We start from the raw sequence: 25,107 nt of genomic DNA on the forward strand, positions 1-25,107 counted from the left end.
CCGGCGCCCGAGAAGCGGAGAGCAGGTGGCGCAGGGCCCGACGGCCCGACCTATGACCGGCACCCCACCTCCCGGCACGCCGCGTGTGCAGACCAGGATCACGGTCCCCGACCAGAAGATCATGGTGAACCTGCTCGGCGCGGGCGACGAGATCCTGCGGCTCGTCGAGCGCTCGATCGACAGCGACGTCCACGTCCGCGGCAACGAGATCACCATCACCGGCGCCCCCGCCGACAACGCCCTCGCCGAGCGTCTCTTCAGTGAGCTGCTCGAACTGATCGAGAAAGGCGAGACCCTGACCACAGACGCGGTACGGCGTACCGTCGGCATGCTCGAACAGGGCGGCGCCGAGCGGCCCGCCGAGGTCCTGACACTCAACATCCTCTCCCGGCGCGGCCGCACCATCCGTCCCAAGACGCTGGGCCAGAAGAAGTACGTCGACGCGATCGACGCCCACACCATCGTCTTCGGCATCGGCCCGGCGGGTACCGGCAAGACGTACCTGGCCATGGCGAAGGCCGTGCAGGCGCTCCAGGCCAAGCAGGTCAACCGGATCATCCTGACCCGGCCGGCGGTCGAGGCGGGGGAGCGGCTGGGCTTCCTGCCCGGCACCCTGAACGAGAAGATCGACCCCTACCTGCGCCCGCTCTACGACGCGTTGCACGACATGCTCGACCCGGAGACCATCCCGAAGCTGATGGCCGCCGGCACGATCGAGGTGGCGCCGCTGGCGTACATGCGCGGGCGGGCCCAGCCGTACGACGCCCGGGTGCTGACCCCGGAGGGCTTCCGGCCGTTCGGCTCGCTCCAGGTCGGTGACCTGGTCATCGGCTCGAACGGGACGCCCACACCGGTGATCGGCATCTACCCGCAGGGGCCGAAGCAGACCTACCGGGTCACCACCCAGGACGGCGCGTCCACGCTCTGCTGCGGCGAGCACCTGTGGACCGTAGCCACGCCGGACGACAAGCGTCGCGGCCGGCGGCGCACGATCGAGACGCAGGAGATGATCGGCAAGGAGTGGCGGGGCCACACCCGTCGCTACGAACTCCCGCTCGTCGCCCCGGTGCAGATGGAGCCGCAGGCGGTTCCGCTCGACCCGTACGCGCTCGGGCTGCTGCTCGGCGACGGCGCGATCTCGTCCCGCGCCACGCCCGCCTTCTCCACCGCCGACCCGGAGCTGGCGACCGCACTGGAGGAGGCGCTGGTCGACATCCAACTGGTCCGCAAGGGTGACTACGACTACGTCCTCCGGCACGTCAACGGGCACCGCGGCGGCGTGATCGTGGCGAACCCGGTGACGGTGGCCGTCCGCGAACTGGGGCTGGCCGGAGCCACCTCGGGCACGAAGTTCGTCCCCGAGGTCTACAAGAACAACAGCGTGGGCGTCCGGCTGGCGGTCCTGCAAGGGCTGCTGGACACCGACGGAGGGCCGGTCACCCAGGCCGGGCGCACGTGCCGTGTGCAGTACTCGACCACTTCCCCCCGGTTGTGCGACGACGTGGTCCACCTGGTCGAGTCGCTCGGAGGGGTGGCCACGGCGCGGGTTCGTCCGGCCGAGGGACGCAAGCCCGGTCTGGCGAAGGGCCGGCCGGTTCCGTACCGGTCCGATGCCTACGTCGTGGAGATCCGGCTACCCGCCGGTGTCGCGCCGTTCCGCCTGTCGCGCAAGCGCCGGCTCTACGACGAGCACGGCGGTGGCCGGCCGATGCGGTTCATCGACTCGATCATCCCGGCCGGGGTGCGGGAGACGATGTGCATCCAGGTCGCGGCGGAGGACTCGCTCTACGTCACCGACGACTTCCTGGTGACTCACAACACGCTTAACGACGCGTTCATCATCCTGGACGAGGCGCAGAACACCACGCCCGAGCAGATGAAGATGTTCCTCACCCGGCTCGGCTTCGGCTCCAAGATCGTCGTCACCGGTGACGTCACCCAGGTGGACCTTCCCGGCGGGACGACCAGCGGCCTGCGGGTGGTCCGGGAGATCCTGAACAACGTCGAGGACGTGCACTTCGCCCAGCTCTCCAGCTCCGACGTGGTGCGTCACAAGCTGGTGGGCGACATCGTCGACGCGTACGCCCGCTGGGACGCCGAGCGGGAGACCCAGCAGGCGCAGAGCGTGCACGCCGTACCTGGGCGGACCGCCCAGGGCGGCCGGGCCGGCCGGCGCCGCTGACCCACCGGCGGAAGCCGTCACATCATCAGAGGAAGACAGTTGTCCATCGAGATCGCCAACGAGTCGGGTGTCGACGTCGACACCGACGCCGTGCTCGCCGTCGCGCGGCACGCCCTCGACGAGATGGGGGTCAACCCCCTCGCCGAGCTGTCCGTGCTGCTCGTCGACATCGAATACATGTCGGAGCTGAACCACCGCTGGATGGGTGGCGACGGCCCGACCGACGTGCTCGCCTTCCCCATGGACGAGGGCAGCGTCGACCACGGCCCGGGGGAGAGCAACCCGGCCGGCGGCGAGCCCGCCCTGCTCGGCGACATCGTGCTCTGCCCGGAGGTGGCGGCCAAGCAGGCCGCCGTGGCCGGGCACTCGGCCGCCGACGAGCTGCACCTGCTCACCGTGCACGGCGTGCTGCACCTGCTGGGCTACGACCACGCCGAGCCCGAGGAGGAGCGGGAGATGTTCGGTCTCCAGGCCCGGCTGCTGGCCAGCTGGCGGTCGACCCGGTCGCGGTGATGGACACCTTGGCGGCGGTCCGCACCCCCGCCGGTCTGCCTGATCTTCAACTCCTGGTCTTCGCCGCCGGGCTGGTGGTGCTCGCCGGCCTGATCGCGATGACCGAGGCGGCGCTCGCAGCGGTCTCGCCGGCCCGTGCCGCGGAGCTGACCCGGGACGGTGCCCGCGGCGGGCGTGCTCTCCAGGCGGTCGCCGGTGACGTGGTCCGCCATCTGAACCTGCTGCTCCTGCTGCGTCTGCTGGCCGAGCTGACCGCCACCACGCTCGTCGCGCTGGTGGCTGTCGACACGTTCGGCGCGGGCTGGCGGGCGGCGCTGGTGACCGCCGGCGCGATGACAGTGGTGAGCTTCGTCGTGGTCGGTGTCGGCCCGCGGACGATCGGCCGCCAGCACGCGTACGCGGTCGGCCGCGCGGTCGCGCCGCTGGTGCGCTGGCTGGGCCGCGCGCTCAACCCGCTGGCCTCGCTGCTGATCCTGATCGGCAACGCGGTCACCCCCGGCAAGGGCTTCCGTGAGGGGCCGTTCGCGACCCAGGTGGAGCTGCGGGAGCTGGTCGACCTGGCCGAGCAGCGCGGCGTGGTGGAGCACGGCGAGCGTCAGATGATCCACTCGGTCTTCGCGCTCGGCGACACCATCGCCCGCGAGGTGATGGTTCCGCGTACCGAGATGGTGTGGATCGAGGAACGCAAGACGCTCGCGCAGGCGCTGGCGTTGTTCCTGCGCTCCGGGTTCTCCCGCATCCCGGTGATCGGCGAGAACGTCGACGACGTGCTCGGTGTGCTCTACCTCAAGGACCTGATCCGGCGGGTGCAGGGCGACCAGGCCGCACGGCAGATGCCGGTGGCCGAGCTGATGCGCCCGGCCACGTTCGTGCCGGAGTCCAAGCCGGTGGACGACCTGCTCTCCGAGATGCAGGCGGCCCGCAACCACCTGGTCATCGTGGTCGACGAGTACGGCGGCACCGGCGGGCTGGTCACCATCGAGGACATCCTGGAGGAGATCGTCGGGGAGATCACCGACGAGTACGATGTCGAGCGCCCGCCGGTCGAGCACCTGCCGGACGGGGCCGTGCGGGTGACCGCGCGGCTGCCGGTGGAGAATCTGGGCGAGCTGTTCGACACCGAGCTGCCCACCGACGAGGTGGAGACGGTCGGTGGCCTGCTCGCCCAGGCGCTCGGCCGGGTGCCCATCCCGGGCGCCGAGGCCGAGGTGGCCGGCCTGCGGCTGGTGGCCGAGGGCACGACCGGCCGGCGCAACCGGATAGACACGGTTCTGGTGAGCCGGGTCGACCGGGGTGACGCGCCGGACGGCACCAACCGAAGCGATCCGCCCGATTCCCGTGGCGACAACAACCGTTCCGAGGAGAGGCAACCCGCCGATGCCTGAGTCACCCGCCGTACCGGCCGCCATGCCCACCCCCGCCGACCCGGCCGAGCTGAGCGCCGAGGACGCCAAGCTGGTCGTCCTGGCCCGGGGGGCGCGGAGCCGGGTGGCGGCCGTGGAGGGCGCCGCGGTCCGCGACCAGGACGGCCGGACGTACGCGGCGGCGAGCGTGGCGCTGCCGTCGCTGACCCTGACCGCGCTCCAGCTCGCTGTCGCCTCGGCGGTGGCGGCGGGCGCGAGCCGGCTGGAGGCCGCTGTGGTGGTGACCGAGGCGTCGACGCTGGACGGGGCCGGGCACGCCGCGGTGCGTGACCTCTCCGCCGACGCGCCGGTCCACGTGGCCGCGCCGGACGGCACCGTCCTCGGCACGGTGGTCGAGTGACCACGCCCGAGGCGCGCCCCTACCGGGCCGGTTTCGCCTGTTTCGTCGGGCGGCCGAACGCCGGCAAGTCGACGCTCACCAACGCGATCGTCGGCACCAAGATCGCGATCACCTCGAACAAGCCGCAGACCACCCGGCACATCATCCGGGCGGTGCTGCACCGGCCGGACTCGCAGCTCGTACTCGTCGACACCCCGGGTCTGCACCGGCCCCGCACGCTGCTCGGCGAGCGCCTCAACGACCTGGTCCGGGAGACCTGGAGCGAGGTCGACGTGATCGGCCTGTGCGTACCGGCGAACGAGCCGGTCGGCCGGGGCGACCGCTTCATCACCGGCGAGCTGGCCAGCCTCAAGGCGACAGTGCTGGCGGTGGTCACCAAGACCGACCTGGTCGACAAGAAGCGGCTGGCCGAGCAGTTGCTCGCGGTGAGCGAGCTGGGCGAGTTCGCCGACGTGGTGCCGGTCAGCGCGGTCTCCGGCCATCAGGTCGACACGCTCGTCGACGTGATGACCGGCTACCTGCCGCCCTCGCCGCAGCTCTACCCGGACGACATGCTCACCGACGACCCGGAGCAGGTGCTCGTGGCGGAGTTGGTCCGCGAGGCGGCGCTGGAGGGCGTACGCGACGAGCTGCCGCACTCCATCGCCGTGGTGGTCGAGGAGATGATCCCGGAGGGCAACCTCACCAAGATCTACGCCGACGTGTACGTGGAGCGTTCGAGCCAGAAGGCCATCGTCATCGGCCACCGGGGCAGCCGCCTCAAGCACGTGGGCACCACCGCCCGGCGGCAGATCGAGGAGCTGCTCGGCACCCGGGTCTACCTCGACCTGCACGTACGGGTGGCGAAGGACTGGCAGCGCGACCCGAAGCAGTTGCGCAAGCTGGGCTTCTGACAGGCGGCCGGGGCGGGCCCCGGGGGTCGGTGATCAGGATCAGCCAGACCTATGGGACATCTCACTTTCCATAGGTGTTCTTGGCTGTTTCACAGCGTCCCGGAGCAGGGTAGGGACCATTGTCTCTGCCCCCGGACCCGCCGTGAGCTGATGCGAAACCGCTATCTGGACCTGCTCCGCTTCCTGGCCATCCTGCGAGTCGTCACCTACCACGTCACCGGCTACGCCACGCTCACGCTGGTGTTTCCGGCGATGTCGGTGATGTTCGCCCTGGCCGGGTCGCTGATGGCGGCGTCACTCGACCGCAGCGGGGTACGCGCGGTCGGGCGCCGGCTGCGCCGCCTCCTGCCGTCGCTGTGGGTGGTGGCCGCGGTCTTCGTGCCGGCCATGCTGCTCACCGGGCTGACGTTCAGCCCGAAGGTGCTGCTCTGGCTCTTCCCGATCAGCGACCCGCCGGCCAACTACTGGGGTGGGCTGGCGCTCAGCCCCATCTGGTACCTGCGGGACTACCTGTGGTTCGTGCTCGCCTCGCCGTTCGTGCTCTGGCTGTTCCGCCGGGCTCCGCTGCCCACGCTCGCCGCCCCGTACCTGCTGCTGGTCGCGATCGAGATCGGCGTCCTGGCGAACCCACCGACGGTGCTGCGCGAGTTCGGCCTCTACTTCGGCGCCTGGCTGCTCGGCTTCGCCCACCACGACGGGCTGCTGCGCCGGATGCGCAACCGGGTGCTGCTGCCGGTGGCCGCCGTGGTCGGCGCCGCCGGGCTGGTCTGGATCGTCACCCATCCGGGTCCGCGCGGATTCGACATCAACGACATCCCGCTGGGCAACGCGCTCTGGTCGGCCGCGTTCATCCTGGTGGCGATCGGCCGGGCACCGGCCGGGGTGACCTGGGTCGACCGCGTGCCGGCGATCGGCCGGGCGGTGACGGTGGTGAACCGTCGTGCGCTGACGATCTACCTCTGGCACATGCCGTTCGTGGTGCTCCTCACCCCGCTCGTCGGCCTGGTCGGCTGGTCGCCGCGCGACCCGGTGGGCCTGTGGCTGCGGGTGGGGCTGGTCTTCGCGCTCGTCGGCGTGGTGACGCTTCTGGTCGGCTGGGTCGAGGACGTCGCAGCCCGGCGTACCCCCGAACTGGTCCCCGGCAAGCCGCGGCGGACCGTGGCCGACCGGGCGGCGGCCGCCCCGGCCAGCCCGGCCCCCGCCGGGGCGGAGGACGCGCTGGTGAGCGTCGGGGCGCGGGTGCCGGCGCCGCGCCGCCCGGCCGAGGACCCCGGCCGGGGCGACGGCGTCCGGGCGGCCCGGCGGGACACGCCCGGCGGCGACTGAGTGGCCACCGGGCGCGGCCCGACTGAGTGCGCCGTCCGCTCAGCGGGTGCTGACCGTGACGTTGCCGCTGGTGGCGGACGCTTCGAGCTGCACCGACGCGGTCGGGTCGTCGGTGACGCGCACGTCGGTGTCGCCGGACGTCGCGGTGGCGCGCACCCGGTAGCGGCCCGCCGGCACGGCCAGGTCCACGTCTCCGCTCGTGGCGTGCACCCGGGCCGGTGCCGGCTGGTCCAGCTCGACGACGATGTTGCCGGACGTGGTCTCGGCGTCGATCGCGGAGGCGAGCCGGCGGGCCTCGATGTCACCGGAGCGGGCACGCAGCCGCACCGGGCCGGCCGCCTCGACGACCCGGATGTTGCCCGACGTGGTGGAGGCGCGGACCTCGCCGGTGGCGCCCCTGATGGTCAGGTCGCCGGAGCTGAGCGTGAACTCCACCGCGCCGACGTCGCTGAGGTCGACGTTGCCCGAGCCGGTGCCGCCGTGCACCACCACGCCGGGCGGCGCGGTCACCTCCCAGGAGATGCTGCACCGGTGCCCGCAGTCGGTGGGCAGGACGAGTTCGTCTCCCTTGATCTCGTACCGGCTGGTCGGCTCGTCGCCCTGGTAGCGGACCACGCGCTTGATGCGTACCTGGTCGGCGGGGCCGTTCGCCCGGACCACGACGTCGCCGGCGCCGTCGTCGTCCACGGTGATCTTCGTGATCTTCGTCCGCTCGGTCTGGTCGAAGTCGAGGCGGCGGAACGAGAGGGTGTCACACCCGGCGAGGACGATGAGGGCGGTGGCCGCGGTGGCGGCCACCACGCCACGTAGCCGGAAAGCGCCACGTAGCCGGAAAGCGCTGCGTAGCCGGGGGGCGGTGCGGAGCGAAGCCATGGCCAGCACACTAGGTCCGGCCCGACGCCCGGCACATCGGGGATCGCCCGACCGTCCACCCCGAGCCGACCCTGAGATCGCACCCGGAGGGAGAATGGCCTGATGGCCGGGTACCGCCGACAGCTCTACCGCGACGACGCGGTGGTGCTGCGTGTGCAGAAGCTGGGCGAGTCCGACCGCATCATCACGCTGTTCACCCGCCGGCACGGGCGGCTGCGCGCGGTGGCCCGGGGCGTGCGGCGCACCACGAGCCGGTTCGGCGCGCGGCTGGAGCCGTTCGGGCATGTCGACCTTCAGCTCGCCGGTGATCCCAAGGGCAACCAGGGCAGCTCGCTGCACACCGTCAGCCAGGTCGAGGCGATCGAGCTGTACGGCAAGCGGTTCCTCGGCGACTACCCCCGCTACACAGCGGCCAGTGCGATCGCCGAGACCGCCGAGCGACTCACCCCGGTCGAGCGCGAGCCGTCGCTGCGGCTGTTCCAGCTCACCCTCGGCGCGATGAAGTCGCTGGCCCGGGGCGAACACGCCACCACGCTGGTGCTCGACGCGTACCTGCTGCGCGGCATGGCGTTCGCCGGCTGGGCGCCGGCGCTCGTCGCCTGTGCGGTGTGCGGCGAGCCGGGCCGGCACCGCGCGTTCTCCGTACCGGCCGGCGGCGCCGTCTGCCCGGACTGCCGGCCCCCCGGCGCCGCCCACCCCGCGCCCGCCACGCTGGAGCTGATGTCCGCGCTGACCTCCGGCGACTGGGGGTACGCCGACGCCGCCGAGACCGGCGTACGCCGGGAGTGCAGCGGACTGGTCGCGGCGCACCTCCAGTGGCATCTGGAGCGCGCGCTACGCTCGCTGCCGCTGGTCGACCGGGGTGCCCCGGCGGCCGGCGCGGTCCCGTCGCCGCCCGGCGGTGCGGGGCCGGATGTGGTCCCGCCGCGCTCCGGCGCCGGGCCCGTCGCCGGAGTGAACAGGGAGATGACCGAGTGATCCGATCGACGAGGGCGACCCGCCGCGAGCCGGTGCCGCCGACCCCGCACCCCTCCGGCGCCCGTCCGCCGGCGCTGCCGCCCGCCGCGGTGCCCCGGCACGTCGCCATCGTGATGGACGGCAACGGCCGCTGGGCCAAGGAGCGCGGGCTGCCCCGCACCAAGGGGCACGAGCAGGGCGAGCACAGCCTGTTCGACGCCGTCGAGGGCGCGATCGAGATGGGGATCCCCTACCTGTCGGCGTACGCGTTCTCCACCGAGAACTGGCGGCGCTCGCCGGACGAGGTCCGCTTCCTGATGGGCTTCAACAGGGACGTCATCCGCCGCCGCCGCGACCAGCTCGTCGACCTGGGCGTCCGGGTGGTCTGGTCGGGCCGTGCCGGCCGGCTGTGGAAGAGCGTCATCTCCGAGTTGCAGACCGCCGAGGAGATGTCGCGCGGCAACTCGACGCTGACGCTGCAGTTCTGCGTCAACTACGGCGGCCAGGCGGAGATCGCCGACGCCGCCGCCGGGATCGCCCGCGACGTCGCGGCCGGCCGGCTCGACCCGGCCAAGGTGAACGAGAAGACGGTGGCGCGCTACCTCTACCACCCCGAGGTGCCCGAGGTCGACCTGTTCCTGCGCCCCTCCGGCGAGCAGCGCATCTCCAACTTCCTGCTCTGGCAGACCGCGTACGCCGAGCTGGTCTACCTGGACACGCTCTGGCCCGACTTCGACCGCCGCCACCTCTGGTACGCCTGCGAGCTGTACGCCCAGCGCGACCGCCGCTTCGGCGGCGCCCTGCCCAACCCGGTCGCCCCGGGCGCCTGAGGTCACGCTTACCGACGGGCCGCGCTGGGTACCGATACCTCCAGACAGCAAACGCGGAGGTGAACCACATGATTCAGAAGCGGATCGCGCAGTGGGCGGTCATGGCGGTCGCCGTGCCGCTGGCGGCGGCCGGCGCGCGCCGGCTCAGCCACACCCTGGAGGCCCGTCGTGGCCCGTCCGGGGTGAGCCGTCTGCTGACCAAGGGCGCCGACCTGATCCGGCCGCAGAAGGCCAGGCGTCGCCGGTTCTTCTGACCGCGACGTCCGGCCCGACCGTGACGCCCCGCATCCGGCTTTCCCGCCGGGCGCGGGGCGTTCCGCTCTACGATCGGCGCAGGGCGCGCCGCCGGGTGCGCGCCCGCCACGGGGGTGGAGGATGCGCGATCTCCGGTACGAGATGACTGCTGCCCTGGCCGCCGCCGACCTGGTGGAGCCGGCCCGCCGGGACGCGGTGGCCGCACTGTGCGCCGACGTCGCCCAGCGGTGGTGCGCCGACCTCGGGCACACCCCGGCGGTCCGCTCCGGTGAGATCGGCGAACTGGCGTCGGGTGAGCCGGCCGCCGGCTGGGCGCCCGACCCGGACGGTCAGCGGGCCTGGTGAACCGTCCGGCGGGGCTGTCTGCGCGGCTCACGCCTCCACTTCGGAGCGGTCGCCCGCCCAGAGGGTGTGGAACGAGCCGGCCCGGTCCACCCGGTGGTAGGTGTGCGCGCCGAAGTCGTCCCGCAGGCCCTGGATCAGCGCGGCCGGCAGCCGCTGCGCCCGCAGCGCGTCGAAGTAGGCCAGCGACGACCCGAAGGCCGGGGCCGGCACGCCCGCCCGGGCCGCGTCGGCCACCACCCGTCGCCAGGCCGGTACGCCGTCGCTGACCCGCTCGGCGAACCACGGCGCGACGAGCAGCGTCGACAGGTCCGGCTCCGCGTCGTACGCCTCCCGGATCCGGTCCAGGAAACCGGCCCGGATGATGCAGCCGCCCCGCCAGATGGTGGCCGTACCGCCCAGGTCGATGTCCCAGTCGTACTCCCGGCTGCCGGCCCGGATGTGGTCGAACCCCTGCGCGTACGCGACGATCTTGCTGGCGAGCAGTGCGCGGCGCACGTCCTCGACGAACGCGTCCCGGTCGTCCACCTGCCACTTGTCGCCCGCGTCGGCGAACACCCGGCGGGCTGCCTCGCGCTGGTCGGCGTGCCCGGACAGCGACCGCGCGAATGTGGCCTCGGCGATGCCGGTGATCGGGATGCCGAGGTCGAGCGCGCTCTGCACGGTCCAGCGGCCGGTGCCCTTCTGCTCGGCCTGGTCGAGCACGATGTCCACGAACGCCTGGCCGGTGGCCGCGTCGGTGTGGCCGAGCACGTCGGCGGTGATCTCGATGAGGAACGACCCCAGCTCGCCGCCGTTCCACTCCCGGAAGATCTCCGCGATCTCCGCCGGGCTCGCCGACAGACCGGCCCGCAACAGGTCGTACGCCTCGGCGATGAGCTGCATGTCGGCGTACTCGATGCCGTTGTGGACCATCTTCACGAAGTGGCCCGCGCCGTCCGGCCCGATGTGCCGGCAGCAGGGCTCACCGTCCACCTGCGCGGCGATCTTCTCGAAGATCGGCCCGAGCTTGCGGTACGACTCGGCCGACCCGCCGGGCATGATGCTCGGACCGAGCAGCGCGCCCTCCTCGCCGCCGGACACTCCGGTGCCGACGAAGTGCAGCCCGTGCGCGCGCAGCGCCTCCTCCCGGCGGCGGGTGTCGGCGAAGTGCGCGTTGCCGCAGTCGACGACGATGTCGCCCTCCTCCAGCAGCGGGACCAGTTCGTCGATCACCGCGTCGGTGGGCGCGCCGGCCTTCACCATCACGATCACCGCGCGGGGCCGCTCCAGCGAGCCGACGAAGTCCGCGAGCGACTCCGACGGCACGAACGTGCCCTCGTCACCGTGCTCGGCGACCAGGCTGCGGGTACGTTCCGGCGATCGGTTGTGCACCGCCACGGCGAAGCCGTTGCGGGCCAGGTTCCGGGCCAGGTTGCGGCCCATCACCGCCAGACCGGTGACCCCGATCTGCGCCGTCGCCTGCTCAGCCATGCGTACCGCCACCTCTCGTCCGTGCTGCCGTGTTGCGACCGTATCGCGGTCGCCGGGGCGACGGGCCGGGACGTCGACGGCGGGTGAGGGGGCGGTGGCCGTGCGTCTCAGCCCTCGGCGAGACGCGCCTCGACGTGCGCCACCTTCGCGGTCAACGCGTCGGTCACGCCGGGGCGCACGTCGGCCTTGAGCACCAGGCTGACCCGTGGCGCCTGCGCCGCGACGATGTCCACGGCCCGCTTCACCACCGCCATCACCTCGTCCCACTCGCCCTCGACGGTGGTGAACATGGCGTCGGTCCGGTTCGGCAGGCCGGACTCGCGGACCACCCGGATGGCGTCGGCGACCAGGTCGCCCGTGGACTCACCCACGCCGAGCGGGGTGATCGAGAACGCGATCAGCATGCCGACGATGCCAGTAATTCGGGTGCGCGGCGCGCGGGCGTCACGGTAGCCTTCGGGCATGCGTAACTGACGCCCTTCCTCCGAGCCCGGTCCACGCCGCAGATGCCGTGGACCGGTCCTGCTCCGGGCGTCCGTATCCCTCCCGCCGCCATCGGTCGCGGTGTCTGTCGTGGTCGGATCGCACCGGGGCACCGCCCGGCGCGTCCCTGGTCGGCGCGCCCGACAGACAGGAGGCCCATGGATGCCCGCGAAGCGTAGCCCGAAGAAGTCCCGCAAGCCGTCGCCGTCGCTGCTGGAGGTGACGCCGGCGGACCTCGACGCGCTCACCGTCGCGCCGTCGACGCCGGTGGCCCTGCCTCAAGGCTCGGACACCCCGACGCCGCCGAGGTCCGGCCCGCCCGCGGGCCGCGACGCCCGGACGGTCGGCCGCGGTCAGCGCGCCGGTCAGACCCGTTTCTACGCCTTCCGCCGAAGCTGACCCACCCACCCTCGCTCGGTCGACCATGAGGTTGGCGGCGACGGAACGCACAGCCAACGCCGTCAACTTCATGGTCAACAGGCGGGGCGGCGGGGGTGTCCCTATGGGTTTCGTCAAGCGGGGACGGGGCTGGTTGGGCGTGGTTGGTAGGGGATCTTGCCGCGGAGCATGGCGAGCAGGACGTCGCAGCGGTGTCGGGCGAGGCAGATGAGGGCGGCGTTGTGGCGTTTGCCTTCGGCGCGTTTGCGGTCGTAGTAGGCGCGCTGGTGGGGTCGGCTAGGGACGCGAACGCGGCGAGGAAGAAGGCTCGTCTGAGGTTCTTGTTGCCGCCTCGGGGTGGGTGTTCGCCGCGGATGCTGCTGCCGGATCGTCGGGTCACCGGCGTGAGGCTGGCGCTGGCGGCGAGGTGTCCGGGGGTGGGGAAGGCGGTGCCGTCGCCGACTTCGAGCAGGATCCGGGCGGCGGTCCTGACGCCGATGCCGGGCATCGAGGCCAGGACCGAGGCAAGAGGGTGGGGTGCGCATCAAGCATCCTCTCGACCTCGCCGGCGACCTGGTCACGTTGTCGCAGGATGTCGCGGAGGCTGTCGGCGAGGCGGGGCAGGATCGTCTCCGCAGCCTGGGTGCCGGGAACGGTGACGGTCTGCTCGTCGAGGGCGGTCATGATCTGTGCCGGCCCGGGCAAAACGTTGCGCCCGTCGGCAGGGATCGGAAATGAGGCAGCTCGGTCGAAGCGTTGAAATTAGCTTCAGCCGAGCTGCCTCACTTGGTGAATGTGCCGCGCTCAGGAAACGGTGCAGTAGGGCTTCCCTGAACTGAGGGAGCAATTCGCGTTCGACCCGTCGGGAATCTTGACCCAGCGGAATGCCGGCACGTCATAGGTCTTCGGGGCCTGCGTACCGATCTTCACTCGATATGGCGACTCAATCATGAATGCGTCGGTGTCGAAGTTCGATCCACGGATCTGGTCATCGGCCTTGCCCGACGGCAGCCGCCACGTAGTGCAGGCGTACGAGGGGCCCGCGCCAGTGCTGAGCCAGGTTCCGCATGAGGTCGAGCCGCCGCCGAGATCGGCGATCTTCACGGTGTAGGTCGACGACAGGTTGTTGGTGATGTCGCCGTCGAAGACGCCCAACGGCTGGACGGATTCGCTGCCCGCCTCGGGCGCCTTGGTGTTGTCGGCTTGAGCGGGCGCGGCCGCCGTGAGTGACGCCGCCGTGAGGGCCGCGATGCTCAGGAAAGCGCGCGTTTTGATTGAACTTCTGAACACAATGCCCCGTTTCTACCAATCGAACAACAACATTCAGCTTGTAGCAGGGAAACCTTGTCATAGCTACGGCTGTCCGTCAACCTCGGTCAAAGTCCGAAACTGCGGCGGGAGTTCATCTGGACTTGCCGCACCGGCGCACGAGGTGCGGACCTGCTATGCGTGTGCAGCCGCTACCTGCTTATATTGATGAGTCCTGTTTCCATGACCCGCTCCTCGCGCCGTGGGCCGGCAGAATCACCCCGTGAGGGGGCGCAAGGTCCCCAGAAGGGCGCTGACCGTCAGCGCTGCGGCTACCGACAGCGCAGCCGAGATGATCAGTAGTGCGTCCGCGAGCACGAAGCGCTGCCGGCGGGCTGTCGTGCGGGGGACATCGGCATTGAACCCGCGCGCATCCATCGCCACGGCCAGCCGCGTTCCCCGGCGGATCGCACCGACCAGCAGGGCGAACGTCGTCGACCCGAACAGCCTCAGCTTCGCCAGCGGGTTACGCCCTGCGTCCACGCCACGCGCGCGGCGCGCCATGCTGATCATCTGCCACTCCTGCATCAGGAGGGGCACCAGTCGAAAGGCCGCCAAGGAGCCGAGAGCGAATCGGGCTGGCATCTTCGCGTTCTGGATGAGCGCGTCGGTCAGGTCGGTGGCATCGGTGGTGGCGAAGACGATGATCCCCGGTAGCGCCACGGCCAGCAGCCTGAGTACCAGGCCGAACGCCGTCATCAACACGCTGGAGGTGATCGGGATCGGACCGGCCTCCAGCAGAACCTGACCGGGCCGCTCTGCGGTGAAGAGCACCAGGGTGACGAGAATGCCAGCGCTGCTGGCCAGCAGCGGCCAGGCCCGCCGGGCCAACACCCGGAAGCGGACACCGAACAGTGGCAACACCGCCAACTCGACGGCGAGGGCGAGGGCCGGGGCGACCGGGTCCAGCGTCGCCAGCAGGCCGATCGAAAAGACCAGTGCGGCGGCCAGCTTCGCCACTGGATTGCGGCGCGCCAGCGGGGCGTTCGGGGCCGCGACCGGCTCGATGTCGATCATGGGCGGCGCTCCAGCGTGACCGTGCGATCGACCAGGGCGGCGACGAATTCCGCGTCGTGGGTGACCGTGAGGACGCCGTGGCCGGCGTCACGCAGTTCGGCGAAGAGGTCGACCAGCGCCAGCCAGGTCCGCCGGTCCTGGCCAAAGGTCGGCTCGTCGCAGATGATCAGGCGGGGCGCGGTGGCCAGGGCGGTCGCGACGCTCAGCCGCCGCGCTTCGCCTCCGGAGAGGGTGTACGGGTTGGCGCCCGCCAAATGGCTCAGGCCCAGCCGTTCGAGCAGGGCGTCCACGGTGGCCCGGACCGCCTGCTCGGACTGGCCGGTGCGGCGCGGCCCGAGCGCCAGTTCGTCGCGGACCGTGCCGGTGACGAACTGGTGCTCCGGATCCTGGAAGACCGTACCGATCCGGCCGGCCAGCGCGGGTGCCCGCCAGCGGTGCGGGGGAGTGCGCGCGTCCCGCCCGGCCAGGTCGGGCGATGCGGTGACCGCCCCGGTGCCGGGGCGTAGCAGGCCGCCCAGGAGCAGTGCCAACGTAGACTTGCCGGCGCCGTTCGGGCCGAGAACGGCGAGCGCCTCGCCGGCGCGTACCTCGAGGTCGGTGGGGGCCAGGCGGGGCGGAAGGCCGAGCCGGCGGGCGGCGATTAGCAGTTCTGCGGCCGGGCCACCCGCCGGCCGGCGTGGCGCGGCGTGGCCCGGCACCCAGACGCCCTCAGCGGCGAGCGCGTCGCCGTGCCGGGCGAATACTTCGGCCGGCGGTCCGTCAGCTCGGATTTCGCCATCGGCCGCCAGCACGACCGCCCGGTCGACCAGCGGCAGCGCCTCGGCAACCCTGTGCTCAACCAGGATCAGCGTGGTGTCGTCGGCTATGGCGCGGCTGAGGGCGGTGCGGATCAGTTCCGCGCCGGCCGGGTCGAGGTTGGCGGTGGGCTCGTCGAGCAACATCAGCTCCGGCCGGAGGGCGAGTGCCCCGGCCAGGGCCAACCGCTGCTGCTCGCCGCCGGAGAGCGCGGCGGTGGGCCGGTCCCGGTGGTACGGGAAGCCGACCCGGCGTAGCGCCTCGTCCACCCGGGGCCAGATCTCCTCGGCGGGTATGCCCCGGTTCTCCAGCCCGAAGGCGACGTCATCGCCGCTGCGGGCCATTACCAGCTGGCTTTCTGGATCCTGGAAAACAACGCCGACCCGTTCCTGGGTCTTCCGCGGCGCGAGCCCGTCGACGGTGACCGTGCCCTCCTGCTCGCCGGAGTCTTCGGCGAGCAGGCCGGCGATGGCGGCGAGCAGGGTGCTCTTGCCCGCCCCAGAGGGGCCGAGCAACAGCACTCGCTCCCCGCGTTCGATGCGCAGGTCCACCTCGCGCAGCGCCCAGCGTTTACGCCCGGCGTGCCGCCAGCCGAAACGCCGTAATTCCACGGCACCCATTCCTGAGTCCCCTTCCGGAGGGTCCACCGGGTCCACGACCAGGGACCGCACGGTCCGGTCCCGAGATCGTGGTGTGCGTCAGGGGTCAGACGGAGGCGCGTTCCCGGCCAGCCGGGAAGCGGTCGAGGACGCCCGTGCCGGCCAGTGCGCGGGTCAGGGCGACGCCGCCCAGACCCGCCACGACGAGGCAGCTCAGCACGCCGATCGCCATGTAGGGCAGACGGAAGGTGAGCCAGCTCGTCGTCGGGTAGTAGAGCAGCGCGTCGAAGAGCGTGGCCGCAAGCCCGCCAACCGCCCCCGCCAGGGCTGCCGTCATGGGGCCATAGGACCGGTACCGGGACGTGGCGAAACCCAGTTCGACGCCGGCGCCTTGGACCGCGCCCTGAAGAATGGCCATTGCCCCGTACGGTGAACCGAGCAGTACCGACACGGCTGCGGCGGCGGTTTCGGTGAAGAGCGCTGCCCCTGCCCTGCGGATGATCAATGCGCTGAGCACACTCGGTACCAGCCATACGCCATACATGATCGACTGTAGTGGGGCGAAGAACGCGAATGGCCCCTCGGTGCCCTTCCAGATGAGATTCCAGACCTGGAACACGACGCCGAAGGCGACTGCGACAACCGCAGCGACCACGATATCGAGGGTGCGCCATTGCCTGTTCGTAGTGTTGTTGTCCATCGGTGCTCCCAGTTCCTCAAGGTGAACCAGGAGAAGACGCACGCCGCGCCCGGTGGTCACCGGACGGCGACGCGGCTGGAGGTCGACCGAACTCCCTGCGCTGGCATTACCCAGATCAGGTTCGAGGGTCTGCGGGCACCGGCCCGCACTCTCAGCGCTGTGCGCTCCCCTGTCGGATGTGAAGTTGTCTCGTCGCAGACGCTAGCACCGACCACGGGCCCCGGCCCAGCAGGGCGAGTGTCGGTATGGTGGCGATCATGCTGGTGGATGCGCGGGGACTGACGTTCGAGGTACGCGCCGGCGGCCCCGAGGACGGTGACCCGGTCCTGTTGCTGCACGGCTTCCCGCAGCACTCCGGTGAGTGGGACGCGGTCACGCCCGCGCTGCACGCCGCCGGGCTGCGCACGTACGCGCTCGACCAGCGCGGCTATTCGCCCGGCGCGCGTCCGGCGGACGTCGGGGCGTACCGGATTCCGGAGCTGGTGGCCGACGCGGCCGCGGTGCTGGACGCGCTCGGGGTGACCGGCGCGCACGTGGTCGGCCACGACTGGGGCGCGATCGTGGCGTGGGGGCTGGCGGCGGCGCACCCGGAGCGGGTGCGGACGCTGACCGCGGTGTCGGTGCCGCACCCGGCCGCGATGGGGCACGCGCTCGCCACCGACCCGCGGCAGAAGGTCAAGTCCGCCTACATCGCGTTGTTCCGCAAGCCCGGTACGGCGGAGAAGGTGCTGCTGGCGTGGAACGGCGCCACGCTGCGCAAGCTGCTGAGCGGAGTGGGTGACGCCGACGTGGTGGCCCGGTACGCCGAGCCGATGCGCGAGCCGGGCGCGTTGACGGCGGCGCTGAACTGGTACCGCGCGATGACCGGTGCGGACATGAAGGCGGTCGCCCCGGTCGGGGTGCCGACCACGTTCGTGTGGAGCGACAAGGACGTGGCGATCGGCCGGACGGCCGCGCAGGCATGCGCCGCGCACGTCACCGGTGACTACCGGTTCGTGACGCTGTCCGGCGTCAGCCACTGGATCCCGGACGAGGCGCCCGGCCCGCTGGCCGAGGCGATCCTCGCCCGGTGCGCGGGAACGGAGGAGGCATGACGGTGAGCGCCGAGGCGTACCTGGCGGTGGTGACCGAGACGATCGGCCGGGTCGCCGCCGAGCAGCGGCAGAACGTGGCCGACGCGGCCGACCTGATCGCGGCGGCGCTGCGCGCCGACGGTGTGGTGCACGCGTTCGGCACCGGGCACTCCGAGGCGCTGGCCATGGAGATCGCCGGCCGGGCCGGCGGGCTGGTGCCCACCAACCGGATCGCGCTGCGTGACCTGGTGCTGATCGGCGGCGACCCGGCCGACGTGCTCGGCCCGAAGCTGGAACGCGACCCGGCGGTGGCGCACCGCCTCTACGAGCTGGCGCCGATCCGGCCGCAGGACGTGTTCGTGCTGGCCTCGAACTCGGGCGTGAACGGGGCGATGGTCGAGTTCGCGTCCATCGTGAAGGAACGCGGGCACGGCCTGGTGGCGATCACGTCGGCACAGCACTCGGCGCGGATGACCTCGCGGCACCCGTCCGGCCGCAAGCTCGCCGACTTCGCCGACGTGGTGCTGGACAACGGCGCCCCGTACGGCGACGCCACGCTGCCGCTGCCGGGCGGCGGCGCGGTCGGCGCGGTCTCCTCGATCACCGCGGCGCTGCTCGCCCAGCAGATCGTTGCCGAGGTGGTGGCCCGGCTGGTCGCGGCGGGGCAGCGCCCGCCGGTCTACCTGTCCGCGAACATCACCGGCGGCGACGAGCACAACGCCGAACTGGAGGCACGGTACGCGGGCCGGATCCGCCGCGGTTCCTGAACCGGTTTCGTGATCATCCGTACGGGGCACAGGCGGTCCTGCCGGTGGGCGTTCACCCGCCGGCCGTGCCGTCTCCCGGGGAGGTCCGCGAGTGTCCAAGGAATCCGAGAAGCAGCGCTGGCAGCGCAACTTCGCCGATCTGTTGCAGGAGCTGCGGGTCGCGCAGACCGGCGTGCAGATCCTCTTCGCCTTCCTGCTGACGCTGCCGTTCAGCAACGGGTTCGGCCGGACCACGGAGTTCCAGCGCGACGTCTACATCGTGGCGCTGCTGACCGCCGCCGCGTCCGCCGCGATGATCATTTCTCCGGTCGCGTTCCACCGGGCGCTGTTCCGGCAGGGGCGTAAGCCGGAGCTGGTCCGGTTCGCCCACCGGATGGCCACCGGCGGCCTGTTCTTCATGCTGATCGCGATGGTCAGCTCGGTCCTGCTGGTCACCGACTTCGTGCTGGACCGGCCGATCGCGTTCCTGCTCAGCGCGCTCACCGGCCTCTGGTTCCTGATCTTCTGGGCCATCCTGCCGTTCAGCCGGCGCAACTGGGGTGAGGACGACATCGACGACGAGGACGACAACCCGCAGACGCTCACCGACTGACCGTCCGCCAAATCGGACGTGCACGCAGCGCTACCCCTGGGTAACACCCGGGGGTAGCGTCGTTTTCGTCGAACGCGTCGACGCAGCCGGACCGACGAGGAGGCAGCCGTGACCACGACACAGAACAGCCGGCCCGAGTCACCAGACGGCGCGGGGCCGCTGCCCGCCGAGGCGGGCCAGGTCTCCGAGAAGGAGGCCCGGCAGGTCGCCGAGGCCGCCCGCGAGTCGGCCTGGGACCGGCCCAGCTTCGGCAAGGAACTGTTCCTCGGCCGCTTCCGGCTCGACCTGATCGACCCGTGGCCCCGCCCCGATCCGGCCGAGGTGGCCCGCGCCGACGAGTTCCTCGGCTCGCTGCGCGCGTACCTGACGTCCGAGGTGGACGGCGAGGCGATCGAGCGGGACGCGCGCATCCCCGACGAGGTGTTCCACGGCCTGGCCGGGCTCGGCACGTTCGGCATGAAGATCGACCGTAAGTACGGCGGGCTGGGGCTGAGCAACCTGCACTACTGCCGGGCGCTGATGCTCGTCGGCTCGGTGAACCCGGCGGTCAGCGCGCTGCTCTCCGCGCACCAGTCGATCGGCGTGCCGCAGCCGCTGAAGATGTTCGGCACGCCCGAGCAGAAGGAACGGTTCCTGCCCCGGCTCGCCGCCGGTGAGGTCTCCGCGTTCCTGCTCACCGAGCCGGACGTCGGCTCCGACCCGGCCCGGCTCGCCACCACCGCCGAGCCGACCGCCGACGGCACCGGCTACCGGCTCAACGGGGTGAAGCTCTGGGCCACGAACGGCACGCTCGCCACGCTGCTGGTGGTGATGGCCCGGGTGCCGGCCGGCGAGGGGCGGCGCGGCGGCATCACCGCGTTCGTGGTGGAGGGCGACAGCGACGGCATCACCGTGGAGCGGCGCAACTCCTTCGTCGGGTTGCGCGGCCTGGAGAACAGCCTCACCCGGTTCCACGACGTGTTCGTGCCGAAGGAGAACGTGATCGGCGGTGAGGGCAAGGGCCTCAAGATCGCGCTGACCACGTTGAACACCGGCCGGCTCTCGCTGCCTGCCATGTGCGTCGGCGCCGGGAAGTGGGCGCTCAACGTGGCCCGCGAGTGGGCGGCGGACCGGGTCCAGTGGGGCCGCCCGGTGGGCGAGCACGAGGCGGTGGCGAAGAAGCTGGCCTTCATCGCCGCCACCACGTACGGCATGGAGTCCATGCTCGACCTGTCCTGCATGCTCGCCGACGACGACCGCAACGACATCCGGATCGAGGCGGCGCTGGTCAAGCTCTACGCCAGCGAGATGGCCTGGCGGATCGCCGACGAGCTGATCCAGATCCGCGGTGGCCGCGGCTACGAGACGGCCGACTCGCTCGCCGCCCGGGGGGAACGGCCGGCCGCTGTCGAGCAGCTCCTGCGCGACCTGCGGATCAACCGGATCTTCGAGGGCTCCACCGAGATCATGCACCTGCTGATCGCCCGCGAGGCGGTCGACGCGCACCTGTCCGTCGCGGGCGACATCATCGACCCCGACGCCGGGCTGGGCCGCAAGGCGAAGGCGGGCGCGCGGGCCGGCGCCTTCTACGCGAGGTGGCTGCCCACGCTCGCCGTCGGGAAGGGGCAGACGCCCGGGGCGTACCAGGAGTTCGGGCCGCTGGCCGGGCACCTGCGCCACGTCGAGCGGACGTCCCGCAAGCTGGCCCGGTCGACGTTCTACGCGATGTCGCGGTGGCAGGGGAAGATGGAGCGCAAGCAGGCGTTCCTCGGCCGGGTGGTCGACATCGGCGCGGAGCTGTTCGCGATGAGCGCGGTCTGCGTCCGGGCCTACGCCGAGCGGGACGCGCACCCGGAGAACGTCGAGCTGGCCGACCTGTTCTGCCGGCAGGCGCGGCTGCGCGTCGACGAGCTGTTCACCGGCCTGTGGTCGAACACCGACTCGGTCGACGTGGCCGCCGCCAAGCGGATCGTCGCCGGCCGGTACGCCTCGGTGGAGGAGGGTGTCGTCACCCCGCCCGCCGACCTGCCCTGGGTGGCCCGCTGGGAGCCGGGGCCGTCCACCGAGCAGGACGTACGCCGTCGCATCCCGCCCGCCGGCTGACCGGACCACCAGGCGGCCGTGCCGCCCGGACGGCCGCCGAGCGCGGCCGCCGGGCGGTCAGCGCGCGATCGCCCAGGCCAGGATGCCGGCCAGGATCAGGCCGTTGAGGCCGGCCAGCACCAGGTACGCCGACGGCGGGATCTTGCGGCCCTTGCGGACGAAACTCACCAGCACGCCTGCGTACCCCAGCAGCAGCACGGCGACGACGATCAGGAAGTACAGCACCGGCACACCTTACCGGCCGCCGCGCAGCCCCAGTTCGCGCAGCTCCAGCGCGGCGAGCGCGTCGACAGTCGCGTCGTCGCCGCGCCGCCACGCCTCGGCGACGTCGGGCGCGATCCGGGTCAGCTTCGACAGCGGCTGACCGGCCAGCGCGCGCAACGCCAGCAGGTCCCGGCCGGCCGGGACACCCGCCAGTGCCTTCGCCGCGCCGGCCCGGCGCATCCAGCGCAGGCGCAGCGGCAGCCAGCCGAACAGCACCAGGCCGAGCGGGAACACCAGCACCGCGACGGTCAGCCCGAGCGCGAGCTGCCCGACCAGCTCCTGCTGGTCGCGGCCCGCCTCGGCGACCGAGCGGGCGGCGTCGGCGGCCCGGGTGAACGGCGCGGTCAGCTCGTCGCCGACGATCGGCACCCGGCCGACCTTGCCGCCGGCGTCGGCCAGGTTGTCGGCGAGTCCGCCGCCGGCCCCCTCCAGCTTCTGCCCCGGTACGGCGAGCTTCTCGACCACGTCGTGCAGCCACAGCGCGAAGCGGATCGCCGCGTACACCCAGACGACCACGAGCAGGTCGGTGAGGAACTGGCGGACGGCGGTGGGAAAACGGTCGGCGTAGATCTTCACGCCGGACAGCGTCCCACGGCGCGGGCGCGTCGGCACCTGGCCGATTTCCCGCTCAGTGCGACCCTTCACCGGCGTGACTGACGGCGTCCGCCACGATGTGCGCGACGTGGTCGTCGACCAGCGCGTACGCGATCTCCCGGCCGCGCCGCGACCCGCGCACCACCCCGGCGCCGCGCAGCACCCGCAGGTGCTGGGAGACCAGCGGCTGCGGCGCGCCGAGCTTCTCGACCAGCTCGTGCACGCAACGTTCGCCCTCGGCCAGCTCGCTGACGATCGCGAGCCGGATCGGGGCCGAGAGCGCGCGCAGCAGGTCACCCGCACCCTCGAAGGCGTCGTACCCGTTCGTGCCGGTCACCCTGTAACGGTAACCAATCCCAGCTGCGCCGGCGGGCAGGGCCTCACCGCAGCAGCACCTCGTGCTCGACCGGCTCGGACGGGGGCGTGGCCCGGTCGGCCCGCACCCGCCGCCGCAGCGCCCGCAGACCGGCCGCCGCGAGCGCGACCAGCAGGAACGAGCCGATCGCCACGAGCACCACCGATGCGCCGGGCGCGGTGCCGGCGGTCGCGGCCACCCAGACCCCGGTGCCGGCGGCGAACAGGCCCAGCGCCATGGCCGCCGTCATGGTGGAGCGGAAGCCCCGGGTCACCTGCTGCGCGGTCGCCACCGGCACCACCATCAGCGCGCTGATCAGCAGCACCCCGACCGCCCGCATGGCGATGGTCACCGTGACCGCGGTGCCGACCGCGATGAGCAGGTTCAGCGCCCGCACCGGCAGGCCGGACACCCGGGCGTACTCCTCGTCGTGGCAGACCGCGAACAGCGCCGGGCGCAGCACCAGCATGGTCACCAGCAGCACCGCGCCGAGCACTCCGATGGTGATCAGGTCGGTGCGGGAGGTGGTGGTCAGCGACCCGAACAGGTACGCGTTGAGCGACCCGCTGCTGGCGTCGGACAGCCCGACCAGCATCACGCCACCGGCGATGCCGCCGTAGAACAGCAACGCCAGCGCCAGGTCGCCGGAGGTGCGCCCGTACGCGCGGACCAGCTCGATCACGACCGCGCCGAGCGTCGCGGCGATCACCGCCACCAGCACGGGGGAGCGGTTGAGCAGCAGTCCCGCACCGACGCCGGTGAGCGCCACGTGCCCGAGCCCGTCGCCGATCAACGCCAGCCGGCGCTGCACCAGGTAGATGCCGAGCGCCGGGGCGGCCAGCCCGATGATCAGCGCGCCGACCAGGGCGCGGAGCATGAAGTCGTACTGGAAGAGATCCATCTCAGATGCCTGTCCAGAGCCGGGCGGGCTCCTCGTCGCAGTGCGGGTGCACGTGCTCGTGGTCCGGGTCGGCGTGGTGGCCGGCCGGTTCGGGCACCGCGCCGTCGTGGGCGATCCCGCCCTGGTGCACCACCACGGCCCGGCTGATCAGCGGGCGCAGCGGGCCCAGCTCGTGCGCGACGAGCAGGACCGTGCCGCCGCCGTCGCGGAACGCGCGCAGCGCCCCGGCGAACGCCTCCTGGCTCGCAGCGTCCACCCCGGCGGTCGGCTCGTCCAGCACCAGCAGCTCCGGCCCGCCGGCCAGCGCGCGGGCGATCAGGGTGCGCTGCTGCTGGCCGCCGGAGAGCGTGGACACCGGGTCACCGGCCCGGTCGGCGAGCCCGACCGCGTCCAGTGCCGCCGCCACCGCCTCCCGGTCCGCCCGCCCGGAGGGACGCAGCACGCCCCGGCGGGCCAGCCGCCCGGACGCCACCACCTCGCGCACGGTGGCTGGTACTCCGCTGCCCGCGCCGAGCCGCTGCGGCACGTACCCGATGCGGTGCCACTGCCGGAAGCGGCGCTGCGGCGTGCCGAACAGGGCGACCGACCCGGCGCCGACCGGCACCAGGCCGAGCGCGGCGCGCACGAGCGTCGACTTGCCGGAGCCGTTGGCGCCGAGCACGGCGACCACCTCGCCGGCGGTCACTGTCAACGAGACGTCCCGCAGCACCGGGCGGCCGTCGTAGCCGACTGTGGCGTGCGCGATCTCGATCACGGGTGAGGTCATGAACAGTCCAGAGCGGTTCGCAGGGTCTGCAGGTTGGTGCGCATCGCGGAGAGGTAGTCGCCGTCGGCGGGCGGGCCCTCCAGCGGGTCCAGGACGGCCGTCTTCGCCCCGACCTCACGCGCGATCGTCTCGGCGACCTTCGGGCTGACCAGGGTCTCGAAGAAGATCGTGCCGGCCTGGTGCTCCCGGGCCTCCTCGGCGACCTCGGCGAGGCGCTTCGGGGACGGCTCGGACTCCGGGGTGAGCCCGCTGATGCCGATCTGTTCCAGCTGGTAGCGCTCGGTCAGGTAGCCGAACGCGGTGTGGCTGGTGACGATCTCCCGGCGCTGGCAGGTGCGCAGGCCGTCGGCGTACTCGGTGTCCAGCTTCGTCAGCTCGGTGCGCAGCGCGCCGGCGCGGGCGGTGTAGTCGGCGGCGTGGTCCGGGTCGGCCTTGCCGAGGCGCTCGGCGAGCTTGTCGCCGATGGTGGCCAGCCGGGTCGGGTCGAGCCAGACGTGCGGGTCCTTGCCGCCGCCCTCCTCGGCGTGCCCGGCCTCGCCCTCGTGATCGTGGTCGGGGCCACCGGCGGCCGCGTCCCGCAGCGGCGTCACGCCCGCCACGTCGAACGCGCGGTCGCCGCCGTTCTGCTCCACCGCCTCGTCCACCGCCGGCTGGAAGCCGCTGAGGTAGACGACCACGTCGGCGTCGACGACCTGGCCGACCTGCCGCGGGTTGAGTTCCAGGTCGTGCGGCTCGGCGCCGGGCTTGGTCAGGTTGCTGACCGCGACCGTGTCGCCGCCGATCCGCTCGGCCAGGAACTGGAGCGGGTAGAACGCGGCCACCACGTCGACCCTGCCCGGCCCGCTCGCGCCGCCTGTGCCGTCCGCGCAGGCGGTCAGGCCGGCGGCGGCGAGCAGGGCGGTGGCTGCGGCGGTCAGGATACGGCGAGGTGCACGAACGGTCATGGGCTCAACTGTCCGCGACAACGAAAACTATTGTCAAAAACGCATGATTGCATGTCAGCGCAGGTCAGCTTGGTTCTGTTT

The 25,107-nt window shown here is 72.2% G+C and carries 27 protein-coding genes, 4 pseudogenes and 1 riboswitch; of the genes and pseudogenes, 17 read left to right on the forward strand and 14 right to left on the reverse strand.

The features are described from left to right. Positions 1 to 52 precede the first annotated feature (52 nt). The 8 genes and pseudogenes from ABD52_RS40715 to ABD52_RS10380 all read left to right on the forward strand — a co-directional run. Positions 53 to 748 (forward strand): annotated as a pseudogene (locus tag ABD52_RS40715) (PhoH family protein); the annotation flags it as partial. A 324-nt stretch (positions 749 to 1,072) separates the two neighbouring features. Further along, positions 1,073 to 1,555, forward strand: a pseudogene (locus ABD52_RS40720) (LAGLIDADG family homing endonuclease); the annotation flags it as partial. A 264-nt stretch (positions 1,556 to 1,819) separates the two neighbouring features. Beyond that, a pseudogene (locus ABD52_RS40725) lies at positions 1,820 to 2,182 on the forward strand (PhoH family protein); the annotation flags it as partial. Between the two features lie 39 nt (positions 2,183 to 2,221). Continuing rightward, on the forward strand, positions 2,222 to 2,695 hold the full coding sequence (ybeY, locus tag ABD52_RS10360; protein WP_013287968.1) for an rRNA maturation RNase YbeY: 474 nt from the start codon (positions 2,222 to 2,224) through the stop codon (positions 2,693 to 2,695). Next, on the forward strand, positions 2,671 to 4,080 hold the full coding sequence (locus ABD52_RS10365) for a hemolysin family protein (RefSeq protein WP_176739880.1): 1,410 nt from the start codon (positions 2,671 to 2,673) through the stop codon (positions 4,078 to 4,080). The genes ybeY and ABD52_RS10365 overlap by 25 nt, the downstream gene beginning before the upstream one ends. Further along, entirely contained in the window at positions 4,073 to 4,459 is a 387-nt protein-coding gene (locus tag ABD52_RS10370; RefSeq protein WP_013287966.1) for a hypothetical protein, read from the forward strand. The genes ABD52_RS10365 and ABD52_RS10370 overlap by 8 nt, the downstream gene beginning before the upstream one ends. Then, complete coding sequence (gene era, locus ABD52_RS10375) at positions 4,456 to 5,352, forward strand: GTPase Era (protein WP_013287965.1); 897 nt, start codon at positions 4,456 to 4,458, stop codon at positions 5,350 to 5,352. Before ABD52_RS10370 ends, era begins: the two co-directional genes overlap by 4 nt. 150 nt (positions 5,353 to 5,502) lie before the next feature. Next, positions 5,503 to 6,678, forward strand: coding sequence for an acyltransferase (locus tag ABD52_RS10380; protein ID WP_047891657.1), 1,176 nt, complete (start codon positions 5,503 to 5,505; stop codon positions 6,676 to 6,678). Positions 6,679 to 6,717: 39 nt separating this feature from the next. Here ABD52_RS10380 and ABD52_RS10385 read toward each other — a convergent pair whose 3' ends face one another. Beyond that, positions 6,718 to 7,551 (reverse strand): DUF4097 family beta strand repeat-containing protein, encoded by an 834-nt coding sequence (locus tag ABD52_RS10385; protein WP_235437434.1) that lies wholly within the window; start codon positions 7,549 to 7,551, stop codon positions 6,718 to 6,720. Between the two features lie 102 nt (positions 7,552 to 7,653). Here ABD52_RS10385 and recO point away from each other — a divergent pair, with 102 nt between their 5' ends. The 4 genes from recO to ABD52_RS10405 all read left to right on the forward strand — a co-directional run bounded on the left by recO (position 7,654) and on the right by ABD52_RS10405 (position 9,938). Continuing rightward, on the forward strand, positions 7,654 to 8,529 hold the full coding sequence (recO, locus tag ABD52_RS10390; protein ID WP_047891659.1) for a DNA repair protein RecO: 876 nt from the start codon (positions 7,654 to 7,656) through the stop codon (positions 8,527 to 8,529). A 32-nt stretch (positions 8,530 to 8,561) separates the two neighbouring features. Beyond that, positions 8,562 to 9,338, forward strand: a complete 777-nt coding sequence (locus ABD52_RS10395; protein ID WP_030274649.1) for an isoprenyl transferase — start codon at positions 8,562 to 8,564, stop codon at positions 9,336 to 9,338. Between the two features lie 68 nt (positions 9,339 to 9,406). After that, a complete protein-coding gene (locus ABD52_RS10400) occupies positions 9,407 to 9,592 on the forward strand; it encodes a hypothetical protein (RefSeq protein ID WP_013287960.1) in 186 nt (61 codons plus the stop codon). A 121-nt stretch (positions 9,593 to 9,713) separates the two neighbouring features. Then, positions 9,714 to 9,938 carry a hypothetical protein gene (locus tag ABD52_RS10405; protein WP_013287959.1) on the forward strand — a complete coding sequence of 75 codons (225 nt, stop codon included), beginning with the start codon at positions 9,714 to 9,716 and terminating at the stop codon, positions 9,936 to 9,938. 27 nt (positions 9,939 to 9,965) lie between these two features. Here the strand turns inward: ABD52_RS10405 and gndA are convergent, their stop codons facing one another. Further along, entirely contained in the window at positions 9,966 to 11,408 is a 1,443-nt protein-coding gene (gene gndA / locus ABD52_RS10410; protein WP_047891660.1) for an NADP-dependent phosphogluconate dehydrogenase, read from the reverse strand. A gap of 107 nt (positions 11,409 to 11,515) precedes the next feature. After that, positions 11,516 to 11,812: an MTH1187 family thiamine-binding protein gene (locus tag ABD52_RS10415; protein WP_047891675.1), complete on the reverse strand. Its 297-nt coding sequence runs from the start codon at positions 11,810 to 11,812 to the stop codon at positions 11,516 to 11,518. Positions 11,813 to 12,053: 241 nt separating this feature from the next. Between ABD52_RS10415 and ABD52_RS10420 the strand changes: the two genes are divergently transcribed. Next, positions 12,054 to 12,290 carry a hypothetical protein gene (locus tag ABD52_RS10420; RefSeq protein WP_047891661.1) on the forward strand — a complete coding sequence of 79 codons (237 nt, stop codon included), beginning with the start codon at positions 12,054 to 12,056 and terminating at the stop codon, positions 12,288 to 12,290. A 113-nt stretch (positions 12,291 to 12,403) separates the two neighbouring features. Here ABD52_RS10420 and ABD52_RS38210 read toward each other — a convergent pair. The 5 genes and pseudogenes from ABD52_RS38210 to ABD52_RS10445 form a co-directional block, all read right to left on the reverse strand. Next, positions 12,404 to 12,956, reverse strand: a pseudogene (locus tag ABD52_RS38210) (transposase); the annotation flags it as partial. 117 nt (positions 12,957 to 13,073) lie between these two features. Further along, entirely contained in the window at positions 13,074 to 13,559 is a 486-nt protein-coding gene (locus ABD52_RS10430) for a hypothetical protein (protein WP_047891663.1), read from the reverse strand. Between the two features lie 234 nt (positions 13,560 to 13,793). Then, on the reverse strand, positions 13,794 to 14,594 hold the full coding sequence (locus ABD52_RS10435; RefSeq protein ID WP_047891664.1) for an energy-coupling factor transporter transmembrane protein EcfT: 801 nt from the start codon (positions 14,592 to 14,594) through the stop codon (positions 13,794 to 13,796). Then, entirely contained in the window at positions 14,591 to 16,009 is a 1,419-nt protein-coding gene (locus ABD52_RS10440) for an ABC transporter ATP-binding protein (RefSeq protein ID WP_047891665.1), read from the reverse strand. The genes ABD52_RS10435 and ABD52_RS10440 overlap by 4 nt, the downstream gene beginning before the upstream one ends. Positions 16,010 to 16,094: 85 nt before the next feature. Continuing rightward, positions 16,095 to 16,688: an ECF transporter S component gene (locus tag ABD52_RS10445; RefSeq protein ID WP_047891666.1), complete on the reverse strand. Its 594-nt coding sequence runs from the start codon at positions 16,686 to 16,688 to the stop codon at positions 16,095 to 16,097. Between the two features lie 74 nt (positions 16,689 to 16,762). After that, positions 16,763 to 16,869: riboswitch (TPP riboswitch) on the reverse strand. 76 nt (positions 16,870 to 16,945) lie between these two features. Here ABD52_RS10445 and ABD52_RS10450 point away from each other — a divergent pair. The 4 genes from ABD52_RS10450 to ABD52_RS10465 all read left to right on the forward strand — a co-directional run bounded on the left by ABD52_RS10450 (position 16,946) and on the right by ABD52_RS10465 (position 21,202). After that, complete coding sequence (locus tag ABD52_RS10450) at positions 16,946 to 17,782, forward strand: alpha/beta fold hydrolase (RefSeq protein ID WP_030274658.1); 837 nt, start codon at positions 16,946 to 16,948, stop codon at positions 17,780 to 17,782. Then, positions 17,779 to 18,528, forward strand: a complete 750-nt coding sequence (locus ABD52_RS10455) for a sugar isomerase domain-containing protein (protein WP_013287952.1) — start codon at positions 17,779 to 17,781, stop codon at positions 18,526 to 18,528. Before ABD52_RS10450 ends, ABD52_RS10455 begins: the two co-directional genes overlap by 4 nt. A gap of 91 nt (positions 18,529 to 18,619) precedes the next feature. After that, the gene (locus ABD52_RS10460; RefSeq protein WP_013287951.1) at positions 18,620 to 19,120 is read left to right on the forward strand and encodes a DUF6328 family protein; all 501 of its coding nucleotides are present in this window, start codon (positions 18,620 to 18,622) and stop codon (positions 19,118 to 19,120) included. A 108-nt stretch (positions 19,121 to 19,228) separates the two neighbouring features. Beyond that, entirely contained in the window at positions 19,229 to 21,202 is a 1,974-nt protein-coding gene (locus ABD52_RS10465; RefSeq protein WP_030274660.1) for an acyl-CoA dehydrogenase family protein, read from the forward strand. 57 nt (positions 21,203 to 21,259) lie between these two features. Here the strand turns inward: ABD52_RS10465 and ABD52_RS40165 are convergent, their stop codons facing one another. The 6 genes from ABD52_RS40165 to ABD52_RS10490 are packed head-to-tail and all read right to left on the reverse strand — an operon-like array spanning position 21,260 to position 25,026. Continuing rightward, complete coding sequence (locus tag ABD52_RS40165; protein WP_013287949.1) at positions 21,260 to 21,427, reverse strand: hypothetical protein; 168 nt, start codon at positions 21,425 to 21,427, stop codon at positions 21,260 to 21,262. A 9-nt stretch (positions 21,428 to 21,436) separates the two neighbouring features. Continuing rightward, the gene (locus ABD52_RS10470) at positions 21,437 to 22,042 is read right to left on the reverse strand and encodes a hypothetical protein (RefSeq protein WP_013287948.1); all 606 of its coding nucleotides are present in this window, start codon (positions 22,040 to 22,042) and stop codon (positions 21,437 to 21,439) included. Between the two features lie 52 nt (positions 22,043 to 22,094). After that, positions 22,095 to 22,397 (reverse strand): metalloregulator ArsR/SmtB family transcription factor, encoded by a 303-nt coding sequence (locus ABD52_RS10475; RefSeq protein ID WP_013287947.1) that lies wholly within the window; start codon positions 22,395 to 22,397, stop codon positions 22,095 to 22,097. Between the two features lie 43 nt (positions 22,398 to 22,440). Further along, the gene (locus ABD52_RS10480; RefSeq protein WP_047891667.1) at positions 22,441 to 23,316 is read right to left on the reverse strand and encodes a metal ABC transporter permease; all 876 of its coding nucleotides are present in this window, start codon (positions 23,314 to 23,316) and stop codon (positions 22,441 to 22,443) included. 1 nt (position 23,317) lies between these two features. Beyond that, complete coding sequence (locus tag ABD52_RS10485) at positions 23,318 to 24,082, reverse strand: metal ABC transporter ATP-binding protein (RefSeq protein ID WP_047891668.1); 765 nt, start codon at positions 24,080 to 24,082, stop codon at positions 23,318 to 23,320. Continuing rightward, complete coding sequence (locus tag ABD52_RS10490; RefSeq protein WP_047891669.1) at positions 24,079 to 25,026, reverse strand: metal ABC transporter substrate-binding protein; 948 nt, start codon at positions 25,024 to 25,026, stop codon at positions 24,079 to 24,081. Before ABD52_RS10490 ends, ABD52_RS10485 begins: the two co-directional genes overlap by 4 nt. Positions 25,027 to 25,107: the final 81 nt, after the last annotated feature.

This window comes from Micromonospora sp. RV43 (genome assembly GCF_001029515.1).
Classification (GTDB): Bacteria; Actinomycetota; Actinomycetes; order Mycobacteriales; family Micromonosporaceae; genus Micromonospora; species Micromonospora aurantiaca.